Genomic DNA, 13,171 nt, shown 5'->3' on the forward strand with positions numbered 1-13,171 from the left:
CTAATTCATGAATCCGCTTTTCGGCAAAACTGTCATTGAATAGAACTGAAGTATGATTAACTGAGTATTAGTCACTCACAAAAAAGATAAAATGAAAAAGTATTTTACACTTGCAATGTTTTTAATGGCCATAATGCTATCTGAGAGCGCCTTATCTCAACGAACTGCCGAAGTTATAAGAGAAGAAGGTGAGCCATGGGTTGCTAAAGTAAATGGGAACCAGGTCTACAGTGGCTTGGACATGATTCTAGCAATTCAAACAGCGATAAACAATTTGACACAAAACCGTACCGAGAAAGAGGTTGTGAATGTTAGGACATCGGGCTCAACCGGGCGCCATAGCTGGAATGGTGATGTAAAAGCAATAAACCTGCCAAGCAACACCATTATAGATTTTCATGATAATACCATGAATGTAAATGACGACGCTGAAGACAATATCATTGTTCCAATTAGAGCAATTCGTGCAAATAATATTGAAGTACGGAACATGAGAATCACAGGGAATCCACGTTACGGCATTTGGATTTTTGGTTCTGAAAATGTGATATTAGAAAATATTCATATTTCAATTCCACAAGCATACAATATTGGCCTTGGAATCAGAATTCAGGAGCGGGATGCCACATGGTCAAGAAATGTGACAATGGACAACATTTACGTAGAGCACAGCAAACATCACGGAGTTGAAATATGGAACACTGATGGTTTAAGTATAGGGACTGTAACGACCCAAAACACCGGAGGATGCGGCCTACTATTGAACAGTACACGCAACGCTACCGTACAATTGGTTGATGCTTACCGTGCAAATCATGGCGGAGGATATGCAGGATTAAGGTTTGCCAATAATTGCGGCCCCAATGTGGTTGTAGAAAAAGTCATTGCGAATAGTTGCGGAAGAGGTGTATTCAGTGTATCCGGGAGCCATGGAATAACCATCAACGAAGTTGACATCTACGGCTCTACAAATCAAGGCATTCTGATTGAAGACACAAAAGATTTCACGATTAATGGTGGTGTGGTAAAAAACAGTAGTTCGCAAGGTGTTAGAATTACTTCCCGGAGTAGTACCGAACACCATGCCTCGAGCAATGTGTTGGTTCAGAATCTTCGGGTTTATGATGACAGGACACCTATGGTGCAAAGCTATGGAATCCAGGAAACAACCCCCCGAACCAATAACAACAAAATTCTTAATAATGATTTAAGAAATGGTGGTAGGACTGCTGATCTAGCATTTTCCGGTCCGGGAACAATAGCAGAAGGAAATATTTTAACAGGCATGGAGCCTCCAACCACAAACATCCCCGATTTATTGGCTGATCAAACCATTGCCATTTATCCAAATCCATCGAATGGATCATTTACTATCCATTCCTCTCATTTGACGACACATGTTGAATTTAAGATTGAGATATTTGATTTGCAGGGTAGACTAGCGTTTTCTGACAAAAAAACCTTTACCGGAACAATTGATCTAAACACTGAATTAAACAGCGGCGTTTACCTAATCAAGATAAGTAACAATAATGATATCTTCAGTAGTCGTTTAATTATAAGCAGATAAGTTTTTTACCCTTAAAGCAATTCATTGCAGTTAATGTGAAGTATGCTGAGTAGCACTATACTTTTCATATAAACATTCTGCAATGATATTTAGGGTCTGCTGAAAAAGTCAAAAGGATTTCTTAGTGTCTTTACCCTCTACACGCACTTTCATGTTCTCACGAATACGAATATAAAACGACACCTTATTCCTAATGATATCCTCAAACCAATCCTCACCAACATTCTCTTTTTAAAACTAACTTGATTGAACTCAGAATCAGGAATATAAAACTCTGGTTTAAATCTTTCCGGACAATAGTAAATTAATTAATCGAAATCACTCCATAAAATCGCCAAAAGCATTATATGTTTTGTATGAATCGAGTGGATTCCGATTTTGCTTGATGTGCCATTTTTCTGCCAGATTTTTATAAAAACCATCAGCATGCTCAAGAAACATTTTGGTACTTCGGCAAAAGCGGGGCATCCCGCTGTCACGAATATCTTTCACTCGGTCCTTTGTACAGCCACCAAGACAATGTCGGTACCATGAACAACGCTTACATTTTGGAGGCAATACCGATTTCAACTTTCCAAATTGTTTCTGTTTTTGTGAGTTTAGAAGTTCAATTAAGCTTGTAGTATGGATATTGCCCAGCTTCCATTTTGTTTCCACAAAGAAATCGCAGGCATACACATCCCCATTGTGCTCTACTGTTGGGTAAGTACCGCATTCGGCCTGCATATAACATTCAGGAGCCTGCATACCAACATAGGTGTAGAAAAGCGATTCAAATTCACGAATATGCGTGGTTGGTTCGTCGTTCACAAAATCGTTCACCCATAAATCGAATAAATCAATCAAAAAATACCCGTAATCTTCTGCATTTACTGAAAAATCGGCGGCATATTTATTTCCATTGCGCGAAGTTTCAACTATGGGTATAAACTGCATCCATTCAAAGCCTTCATTTTTAAAGAAATTGTAGGTGTCTTCGGCATACTGCGCCGAGTATGATGTTACGCAGCTCATTGCATTTACGGCCACCTTTTGCTCTTTTAACAAGCACAACGAACGATAAACGCGATCCCAGCTTGGCGACCCGTTGCTCAGTTTTCGATAATGATTGTGTATATGCCTTGGCCCATCGATGGAAAGGCCTATCAGAAAATTGTGCTCAGCCAAAAATGCAGCCCACTTTTCATCAATCAGCATTCCATTGGTTTGAAGTCCGTTGCCAATCACTTTTCCCCTACCATACTTTTTTTGTAGCTCTATAACTTTTTCATAAAACCCGAGCCCAATAAGCGTAGGCTCTCCACCCTGCCAGGTAAACGATACATGCGAACCCGACTGCGCCATCACCTGCCTAATTAATACCTCAAGAGTTTCGTAGCTCATGCGATGGGTTTTAGCCTCGCTGTAGAGCTCCGCTTTCTCGAGATAAAAACAATACGTACAATTCAGGTTGCAATCTGGCCCTGCCGGTTTTACCAAAACTGAATTTAATGGTTTGAGATTGTTCATTGGCAAAGTGATATATACAAAAAAAGAAAGATATGTTTTCTGATTTCTTATCCCATCATATGTTTATGTGTTAAAAAACATATCGGATACATACTCAAAGTAAAAAACACAGCTTTACACCTCATAAACATTGAGAAAAACCGAATCAATATTTGACAGTTTCAAATGGGAAACATGTCCTTAATCATAAAAAAGAACCATGTAGGCAAAATCAATTTTCGTACCTTTATGGTATAAGGGGAAAAACACAACACTCACACTATTTCTAAATCCATAAACCTGCGATTATGAATTATACACCTGCATTTTCAGCAATAAATAAAACTACCGGGTTTATTGGAGCCGGATTATTGCTGTTCGGCTGCCAGCAAGCATCCGAGAAAGAACTCGAGCTACCCTTTCGTCCAAATATTTTGGTAATCTCATGTGAGGACATAAGTCCTTTTCTTGGAGTATATGGCGACCCCGTAGCCCAAACACCAAGACTGGATCAACTTGCGGCCGAAGGCATAAAATTTACCAATATGTTTGCCAATGTAGGTGTATGCGCACCCAGTCGTGCATCACTCATAACCGGCATGTACCCAACGGCCATAGGCGCCAACCACATGCGAAACTACAGCCCCGATGGCCCAGATTATAAATATATTCCGGAAAACATTGAGGTTTACGAAGTGGTTTTGCCCACAGGTGTAAAATGCTTCACCGAGTTTTTAAGGGAAGAAGGATACTATTGCACAAACAACAGTAAAACCGATTATCAATTTGCATCGCCCCTGACCGCCTGGGATGAGGATGGAAACGAAGCGCACTGGCAAAACAGGCCTGAAGGTAAACCTTTCTTCTCCATTTTCAATTTGTTTGTGTCCCACGAATCGCAAGTTTGGGCACGCGGCGATTTGCCCCTCACTGTTGATCCGGATAAAGTTCCGGTACCACCCTATTTCCCCGACGATTCGATAATTCGCCACGACATTGCAGTGATGTACAGCAATATTCACGAAATGGACAGGCAGGCCGAACGCTTAATTAAGCAAGTTGAAGATGCCGGATTACTGGATAGTACAATTATTATTTTCTATTCCGACCACGGAGGTCCGCTACCCCGACAAAAACGCAGCATCAAGGAAAGCGGAACACTGGTTCCTTTTATAGTTTGGTATCCCAATGGTTTCAGAAAGGGTGAAACAGAAGAAAGAATGGCTTCGTTTGTTGATGTGCCCGCCACAATATTATCGCTTGCCGGCATAAAACCACCCGAATACATGCACGGAAAGGCATTTTTGGGGAAATATTCAGAAGATCCCCGCGAATATGTATTTGGAGGAAGAAATCGCATGGACGAACAAATTGATAAGCAAGGATTTGTAAGGGACGAACGCTTCAGGTACATCAGGAATTATTATCCCGACCAAGTGGAGTTTATGCCTGTAACATACCGCATGCAAATGCCAATGATGAGAAGGATGTTGGAACTCTACAAAAAGAATGAGCTGAACGAGATTCAACGTATTTATTTTGAAAACATTCGGGGCGAAGAAGAATTTTATGATGTACTGAAAGACCCGCATGAAATTAACAACTTGATTGATCACCCCGATTACCAAGGATACATTTCACGTTTACGAAATGAATTTGAAAAATGGGATGAGGAATATAACGAAATGTGGCACATCCCTGAAATTGAAACCCGCGAAATGTTTTTCCCCAACGACAAACAGCAAATTGTTAAAAAACCAACATTCAAATTAAACAATGGAAACCTTTCTATAGAATCTAAAACCCCGGGGGCTTCCATAGCTTATCAAATAAATGGAGAAGGGCATAATCCCGATCATTGGTTTCTATATAACGGGCCAGTAGCCATAAACGAAGATGATAAGGTTACAGCCATTGGAGTAAGAGCAGGATTCAAAAACAGTAATGCGGCATATCATAAAGAGAAAAACAATTACAAATGAAACGCCCATGAGTGAGCAACTCACAACAAGAGCACGAAAATAACAGCTCATGGAAGTTCCATTCGGCCAATTAATTAACTAAATTATTTTCGGATGAAATATAGAATTATATCGGGAGTTCTGGGCAATGCATTGTTACTAGTTGTTCCATTTAATGCTGGTGCTCAAAAGAAAAAAATTGAAAAACCAAATGTGTTATTCATTGCCATTGACGATTTAAAACCTGAAATGGGTGCTTATGGTAACAGTTTAATACATACGCCCAATATGGACAGACTGGCAAGTATGGGAACCATATTTTTGGAAAATCATTGCCAGCAGGCTATTAGCGCGCCCTCAAGAGTAAGCCTATTGACCGGCAAGCGCCCCGATTATACCAAAGTATGGGACTTGAACACTCAAATGAGAGAGATCCGCCCAGAGACTGTTACCATACCTCAGCATTTCAAAGAAAATGGATACCATGCCGCAGGAACAGGAAAAATATTCGATTTCCGCTCGGTAAGCCGCGAACAGGATGAACAGTCGTGGAGCGAGCCATACCTCAGGGCGGGCAACAAATATTATCAGAACGGGCAACGACCGATGCTCTATTGGTATCAAAACCCCGAAAACAGAAAGATTGCTCAAAAATACATCGAAAAAGCAAACGAAAAAGGCCTAAGCGGAAACGATGCAATACAGTACGCATTGCAATATTTTAAACCTTCGGTGGAAGCAGCCGATGTGGAAGATAACGCCTACAACGACGGAGCCATGACCTTATTAGCCCTGGAAACACTTGCCAGACTAGCCTCGGATAAAAAACCGTTCTTTTTTGCTGTGGGTTATCAATTGCCTCATTTGCCATTTGTTGCCCCTCAAAAATATTGGGATTTGTACAATCGTGACGAGATGCCTCTGGCACCGTTTCAGGAAAAGGCCAAAAACAGCCCCGAAATTGCCTATCATAATTCGGGAGAGCTGCGTTCGTATTCCGACATTCCTCCTTTGGTAAGTTTCTCGGATCAACCATACGGAATAGGACTTCCGGAGTATAAACAAAAAGAACTGATACATGGCTATTACGCTTCTACTTCGTATGTGGATGCTCAAATTGGAAAATTGCTTGATTATCTGGAAGAATCTGGGTTAATAGAAAATACGATAATTGTTTTGTGGGGCGACCATGGGTGGCACCTGGGAGATCATGACCTTTGGTGCAAGCATTCGAATTTTGAACAAGCTACCCGTTCACCCTTAATCATTTCAGCACCGGGCTACCAGCCAGGCAAAACTCAAAGCGTAAGCGAATTTGTTGACGTTTTTCCAACATTGTGCGAATTGGCCGGAATTCCAGTTCCTGACAAACTCGATGGTTTGAGCCTTGTCCCTGTTCTTGAGAATCCAAAAAACGAGATAAAAGAGTTTGCGGTAAGCCAGTATCCTCGAGGGCAAAACATTATGGGATACAGCATTAGAAACAAAAGGTACCGCCTCACTTACTGGATTGGAGACGGTTTCAGATCCACACAACCTTATAATGACTCGTTGTTAGTTGCGAAGGAATTGTACGACTATAAAAGAGACCCTCTCGAAACCGAAAACATCGTCCATCGGCTTAGGTACAGGAGAGTGTATAGAAAAATGTCGCGACAAATAACCGGGTTTTTCGAAAGCCAGCTTAAGCAATAAGAATCTTAGCCAACAAAATTTTTAATTTTAAATCTAATTATTAATGGATTGCAATCTACTTGTATAGAATTATCGAACTTAAAAATATTCCCAGAATCAAAAAGGGAATCCAAATAATACGTTTCATACTAGTTCTTTAGATTAAAGATAAACACAACCGGATTATCCTCAATATTGCCATTCGCAATAACTCCTTTCAGTTGATTATAAAACCCTTCTAACTTATATTCGCTCTCCGGGAATGTCCCGGCTCGATGGACATTATTCATGGATTGAGGAATTACAATTTTGGAATCAATAATCGATGCCGGCGTAAACACAAAAGGCTTTGGTAAATTTAGGTTTATAGCTAAATCATATAATTGATAAACATTCTCATACTTATCATATATAAAACCATAACTATCACCCACTGTTTCAATAGAGGCAAAAAAATAGCGATCAGATTCACTGATCCAGCCAATATTCACGACTTTGTCATCATCGTTTTCCTGAAAAACAAGTTCCGGTCGACCGGATGGATATTTTGCCCTTTTACCTTTAAAATCGAAAACGTAAGATGGTGAAACAATCCCTTCATTTGTAATAGAAAAAACTGTGTCGCAACCGGAGTAAACTAAAGAGACATTATCTTTACAAATGGAATATAAAGGCCCTCTACTTCCAAGAGAAAGTGGCTCTTTATCAAATGGCAAATAATACTTATAGTTCTGGTTAACGATATCGTCAAGTAGATACAAGCGACTATTGCCCCACTCTTCCTCGCCCCAATCGACATATAAATACAACTTATCATTAAAGAAAAAAATATCATTCGCCCAAATATCAGGGTTTAGACCAGCCTCTTGGATTAACGCACCACTAAAGTCAAACTCCAAAAATTTACGCAGCGCCATGTCAAAAATAACAATTACAGAATCATTAGCTCCCATAGCACTGATTTCCATATATTCACCGGGACCCCGTCCATGCTTAGAGATTTTACTGTGCTTAGTGCCATCCATATTAAACAAATAGATTGCACGCGACATTCTATCGTAAATGATTATTTTATCATTTTTGATATCAATTTTTTCAACATCTCCAATAATAAAATCCGGGGTTGATTCCAAGGGAATAATCTGGTATGAAGAGTCAGTAATGGTGGCAAAATCGAAACGCGGCTTCGTTTTGGCTGCATCATATACGAATGTTTTTATGTCATAATTTTGAGTGTTGGTTGTATTACAACCAACTATAAAACAAAACATAAAGGAACAATTAATCAAAAAGAAAATGTACTTTTTCATGAGTTTATAATTTGTTTTTTAGCTATCAGATGTAACTCGCCAGATAATCATCCCCATGTGTGAGAACTTCTTCTCATGGATCGTTTCATTAGTTAAGAATTTAGATTTTAAAAGATGAACCATACAACATGTATCAACAGACTTCTTAAATACGCAATATCCCACCATCTTTATGGTCTTTTTCCTAATCATCATCATTTCCATTCTACCCAGTTCATGCCTTCGCCATCACCGCAATCCCCTCCAACGAAACATCTCCGGCACTTTTTCCTTGCAACACATTCATATTAAACACAGTTGCCACTGGGAAAAAACCTGTTGCTATTGCAAAAACAAGCAGGCATACCATTCCCAGTCCAAATAGTTTGGAAGTAAGAAGTTCGTTGAAAAATCCTGTGAAAGACAAAAATACGCTGCAAAGCGTAGTAGCAATAAGCAGCACTTGGAAGGAAGCGTAAATTGGGTTGGTTATAGCATTCATTTGGGGCTTAGGTTTATCATTTTATTTGGGTTAAGAGCTTAGATTAAAGTAAAAGTGACCATTACAAATTTATTGACATTATTTATATTATCAAATAATGTGGTAAGTATTTGATAATTGCATTTTGCGTAGCATAGGTATTGAAATTCTTGATGTTTGTATTTGATACACTGATCGAATCTTTGTGTACTAGAGTCACGAACAACCCAATGTTGAGTTGAGAGTTAAGAACTTTCAGTAAGGTCTTCTGGGTTTGCGAGGGGCGGGTCCATGAGAGTAATAGGATTGTTAGTGCTAATGGGAACAGGTGATTTTTCATTGATGTTTGGGTTGATGATGTTGTAAAATGTTTATGGACTAAAAAGACACAAGTTATAAAATTGAGCGACCGGAGTATCCCTCCTTTTCTTGAAAATTTAGTTGGACACTACTGATTTATTTTCTTTCTACAATATCAAAAAAATAATACATGGGTGTAAATATGCTCATTAACGTGTTATTAAATTGAGGTTCTCTTGTACTGCCATGACTAATTCCTACTATTTGAAAATCGTCCGATTTAGATTGTGAATAAATTAAAGGCCCCCCACTTGATCCTTGGTACGAACAAGGGCTAACGCTTATTTGGGCACTAATTATGTTGGGATTATCAATACGAGGTCGCTTCATTATATAATTAATCGAATAAGTCTTAAAAACATATGGTGTGAATACCGTAGTATTTCCGAATGATAAGTGATTTGCCAAAGGATAACTGACATGTAAAAAAGAATCTCCAATTTTGACACTGTATTTATTTACAATAAATTTTTCTGAAGAAACAGCGTGTTTGGAGTGCACTTCAAAGTATGTCTCAATTTTTGGTATTTCTAATATTGCCATATCTGCTATTTCATGCACTTGCCAATTTATATTTCTATCTTTTACTATATCAATAAGGTTTATTGTTTTTTGACTCAAATCCGAATTGCAAATTTGAATAACCGATTCATCTCTCATTAGCAGGGCCACATGAGCGGCAGTTATCAGAAATAAAGCACCATTGTGCTTCGCAATAAACCCGGTGCCGTAGTTTGAATTGTTAATGCAATTTTTACTAAAAATTGATACAACGAATGGATAGGGATTCTCTCTTGATTCTTTATGTAAATCTGTATAAGAAACAGATATATAGCTGATAATAAAAAGTAAACCAAACAATTTCATTGACGCTTTCATCATATACGTTATTTATTGATTATGTCAAGGGAGCCTTTTTCCTCAGCAAATATTAAACAAGGATTAGATTCGCTGCTTAAGTTAATATTGTAAGCCAAATTTGTAATAGGGAAATATTGATCATGCATAAGTCCTGGATGCATAGTTAAAACAACCATGTTTTTATGAACTGCAATAGGAATCATGGACAATAGCAGATTCTTATGAGAAATCGACTCATAATATAATGATTCATCCTGAAGATAATCATAAGCATGCCCAACGTTTCTCGATAAACCACTTGACATCAGCCCTATGGTGAAATATATCCTTGAATTGGAAACTGTATAATTTGCAGATGAAATATGATAATTATTTGAGTTCAAAAATCGCTTTGAATTATATTCATTAATGTTAGTTATCCTGCTTAATTCCTGATAGCTGGTGCTTCGAAGTAGATTCTCAATAGTATATAATGGCAGTACCTTGCCATCTGCTATTTGATATAGTTGTGGATTATACCCATGAACAAAATAGATTTTATCATCGTTTGTTGAAAAACAATACATAGGATCTCGTCTATCAAAAAAATTATTCGTCGGAAAATGTTTGCTTATCAAATCAGTGAGCTTATCGCACAACTCCAAGAGGTTATATTTTCCCTCAGTGTTGTTTTGTTCATAACATGACCAAACCCAAAAGGAACTATCTATTTTGCAAAATGATTTAAATCCATATTCCGTTTTGATAGTTTCAAGAAGATTTCCGTTTTCCTCAAAAACAAACATTTTATGTTGGGCTAAATCATGCGCATATAACAATTGTTCGTGTACATCGAAGAAAATACATGTTAAATAGATGTAATCATTTGGACCCTTACCTTGATTTCCAATTTGTCTGACAAAGGAACCAGAATGAATATCGAAACACAATATCTTTTGTTGTGATTCGTCAAATATATAAATCACATCATCACCAAAATAGATTTGAGAAATGTTGTTTATAATGGAATTTGAACATGTTTCTAATGGCAACACCTTTGTAATATTAAAGATTCTATCTGCATCAAGTTGAACTATATTGTTTTCGTTAAATGATGAACTGAACTTACTCTTGGGCGTATTTTTATTATTACCTAAATTATTACATCCCATATGAAATATGAGAAATATTAATAAAGTATAAAGAGAAAATGATTTCATAGTTTTTTTGTAAAAATTAAATTAACTGGTTTACAATGATATCCACTACCAAATGTATTAGAGCCACCAATATTTGTGCTTGATAAGCCAGCTGATATATGGGGATTCATTGCCCCTTGGACATTCCATCCCCCTCCGTTATGAGAATTTGTGGTTGAATTATTTGATTCATAATGAGCAGTAATAGTCTTTTGACTATGATACATACCTGTTACGGTTCCAAATTCATCCTTAAGAATCTCAGGAATTCTATAACTGTCATCAGCACTATTAGTTTTCGATGAATTCTTTTCACCTCCTGCCTGCGCCATCACCGCAATACTCTCCAAAGAAACATCCCCCGGCACTATTAGCTTGCAACACATTCATATTAAACACAGTTGCCACTGGGAAAAAACCTGTTGCTATTGCAAAAACAAGCAGGCATACCATTCCCAGTCCGAATAGTTTGGAAGTAAGATGGTCGTTAAAAAATCCTGTGAAAGACAGAAATACGCTGAAAAGCATGACAGCAAAAAGCAGCAATTGGAAGGAAGCGTAAATTGGGTTGGTTATAGCTTTCATCTGGGGCTTAGGTTTATCATTTTATTTGGGTTAAGAGCTTAGATTAAAGTAAAAGTGACCATTACAAATTTATTAACATTATTTACATTATCAAATAATGTGGTAAGTATTTGAAAATTGCTTTTTGTGGCGCATTAGTTCTGAAATTTTTGATGTTTGTATTTGGTGTACTGAACGAATCTTTGTGTACTAGAGTTTCAAACATCTCAATGTTGAGTTGAGAGTTAAGCATTTCTAGTAAGGTCTTCTGGGTTTAGGAGGGTTGGGAGCAGGAGACGAACAGAATTGCTAGTGTTAACGGGAATAGGTGTTTTTTCATTGATTTAAGTGTTGATATTTCTCGTAATTGGGCAAATTAAATATGTTTTAACAATCCTACGAGTTGCCTCTCAGCACTGCTGCTTTGCAAAGGCCTCGCGCCAAAGGGGTAAATCAATACGACCTTTGATAAACTAGCTATTTTGGAGCTTCTAGTTTAATCTCCTACTCAAACTTTGGTTGATAAAATACTAATACAGGATTGGAAGCATAAGTAAAGTCGTCCGGCAATTCAAACTCCATATCACCCTGATTATCTATCAAATAATAAGGCTGTGCAAGTGTGATTAAGCTATTTCTATAGTGTCCATATGTCCCATAAAATCCTTCTGATTCCCAAATATCATTGTTAATACTCTGTGGGATAATCATTGTTCTTGCATTCTCTATATCATAAAAATAAAAGTGGAGCATGTTGTCATAGAAAAAATTAAAAAAGACATAGCTATCATTCTCAACAAATGACCTAACATTATACATTTGATGTGGCATTGGGTAATTGAATATTGTATAAGGCGTTGCATCTATATATTGTTTCGTTTCTGACTCTGACATTGGTGATTCAAAATTAACAAAGTACTTAGGTAAAAAAAGATTGTTCGCTAACTCATATATAATATCATTATATCTTTGAGTTACGAATACTTCTCCTGACATGCTTTTTGTTAAATGGGAAAAATTGGATCTATCCATAGTTCCTCTTCTTTTTATCTGAGATGAAACAAAAGCCTCCTTAGATAAACTATAAAAATAATAATGATAATATGCTGTAGGATGGTAAAACAAAATAGTATCGCTATTAAGCATAGTGAAGTGATGATGCCCCGGATGCACAAAAGGCACCTCCTCGCCCCATTTGATATCTATCGATTTATGAAAATCAAGATCTTTATCCAAAACAAAGAATCGCTCAGGAGCAGCAAGTACATATATCTCCTCATCGAAGAATGAGATATCCAATATATCAATATATTCCTTAGGACCTCTGCCTATACTTCTGTATGAGTTTATAAAATTGCCGGTTCTGTCAAAACAAAAAATTGATTTTGACCTAAGCCTATCAAAGACATAAATCCGATCCTTTGTAACAAGAACTTTACTAATTTCTCCTATAATTGACTGATTATTATACTCTAAAAAGACGAGTGAGTCTATGCTAATAACATTTGAAAGACTCGTATTTAAAAGGATGTCTTTTTTCTTTACATCTATTGCTTCAAACCTGTTTAATGATTCAGAAGTCTCGTGAGTTTTCGATTTACATGAAAAAAGAACAACCATTAATATTAAAGGTAAGTAATTCATTGTATTAATTTTAAAATTAAAATGATTTGTATAGGGAGCTAACAACAAATTAGCTCCCCATTTATATTGCTAATAATCAATATACAAAAACTAAACTATTT

Annotated in this window: 11 protein-coding genes; 3 read left to right on the plus strand and 8 right to left on the minus strand. The window is 37.3% G+C overall.

Going from position 1 to position 13,171, the window contains the following annotated elements; translation table 11 throughout:
- The first annotated feature begins 91 nt into the window (after positions 1 to 91).
- Positions 92 to 1,570, plus strand: coding sequence for a T9SS type A sorting domain-containing protein (locus tag B5X70_RS12185; RefSeq protein WP_079558184.1), 1,479 nt, complete (start codon positions 92 to 94; stop codon positions 1,568 to 1,570).
- A gap of 318 nt (positions 1,571 to 1,888) precedes the next feature.
- On the opposite strand, the gene B5X70_RS12190 is transcribed toward B5X70_RS12185, so the two are convergent.
- Positions 1,889 to 3,079: an anaerobic sulfatase maturase gene (locus B5X70_RS12190; RefSeq protein ID WP_079558185.1), complete on the minus strand. Its 1,191-nt coding sequence runs from the start codon at positions 3,077 to 3,079 to the stop codon at positions 1,889 to 1,891.
- Between the two features lie 287 nt (positions 3,080 to 3,366).
- On the opposite strand from B5X70_RS12190, the gene B5X70_RS12195 reads away from it, so the two are divergent.
- Positions 3,367 to 5,040 carry a sulfatase family protein gene (locus B5X70_RS12195; RefSeq protein ID WP_079558186.1) on the plus strand — a complete coding sequence of 558 codons (1,674 nt, stop codon included), beginning with the start codon at positions 3,367 to 3,369 and terminating at the stop codon, positions 5,038 to 5,040.
- Between the two features lie 93 nt (positions 5,041 to 5,133).
- Positions 5,134 to 6,714 carry a sulfatase gene (locus B5X70_RS12200; protein ID WP_079558187.1) on the plus strand — a complete coding sequence of 527 codons (1,581 nt, stop codon included), beginning with the start codon at positions 5,134 to 5,136 and terminating at the stop codon, positions 6,712 to 6,714.
- 128 nt (positions 6,715 to 6,842) lie between these two features.
- Here the strand turns inward: B5X70_RS12200 and B5X70_RS12205 are convergent, their stop codons facing one another.
- The 7 genes from B5X70_RS12205 to B5X70_RS12230 form a co-directional block, all read right to left on the minus strand.
- Positions 6,843 to 8,003 (minus strand): 6-bladed beta-propeller, encoded by a 1,161-nt coding sequence (locus tag B5X70_RS12205; RefSeq protein ID WP_079558188.1) that lies wholly within the window; start codon positions 8,001 to 8,003, stop codon positions 6,843 to 6,845.
- Positions 8,004 to 8,217: 214 nt separating this feature from the next.
- Positions 8,218 to 8,484 (minus strand): hypothetical protein, encoded by a 267-nt coding sequence (locus tag B5X70_RS12210; RefSeq protein ID WP_079558189.1) that lies wholly within the window; start codon positions 8,482 to 8,484, stop codon positions 8,218 to 8,220.
- Between the two features lie 435 nt (positions 8,485 to 8,919).
- Entirely contained in the window at positions 8,920 to 9,705 is a 786-nt protein-coding gene (locus B5X70_RS12215) for a S1 family peptidase (RefSeq protein WP_079558190.1), read from the minus strand.
- Between the two features lie 5 nt (positions 9,706 to 9,710).
- Complete coding sequence (locus B5X70_RS12220; protein WP_079558191.1) at positions 9,711 to 10,883, minus strand: 6-bladed beta-propeller; 1,173 nt, start codon at positions 10,881 to 10,883, stop codon at positions 9,711 to 9,713.
- Complete coding sequence (locus B5X70_RS12225; protein WP_143255075.1) at positions 10,880 to 11,194, minus strand: hypothetical protein; 315 nt, start codon at positions 11,192 to 11,194, stop codon at positions 10,880 to 10,882. The genes B5X70_RS12220 and B5X70_RS12225 overlap by 4 nt, the downstream gene beginning before the upstream one ends.
- Entirely contained in the window at positions 11,175 to 11,447 is a 273-nt protein-coding gene (locus B5X70_RS17935) for a hypothetical protein (RefSeq protein ID WP_143255076.1), read from the minus strand. Before B5X70_RS17935 ends, B5X70_RS12225 begins: the two co-directional genes overlap by 20 nt.
- A gap of 483 nt (positions 11,448 to 11,930) precedes the next feature.
- Positions 11,931 to 13,070 (minus strand): 6-bladed beta-propeller, encoded by a 1,140-nt coding sequence (locus B5X70_RS12230; protein WP_079558193.1) that lies wholly within the window; start codon positions 13,068 to 13,070, stop codon positions 11,931 to 11,933.
- Positions 13,071 to 13,171: the final 101 nt, after the last annotated feature.

The organism is Alkalitalea saponilacus, from assembly GCF_900168165.1.
Classification (GTDB): Bacteria; Bacteroidota; Bacteroidia; order Bacteroidales; family Marinilabiliaceae; genus Natronoflexus; species Natronoflexus saponilacus.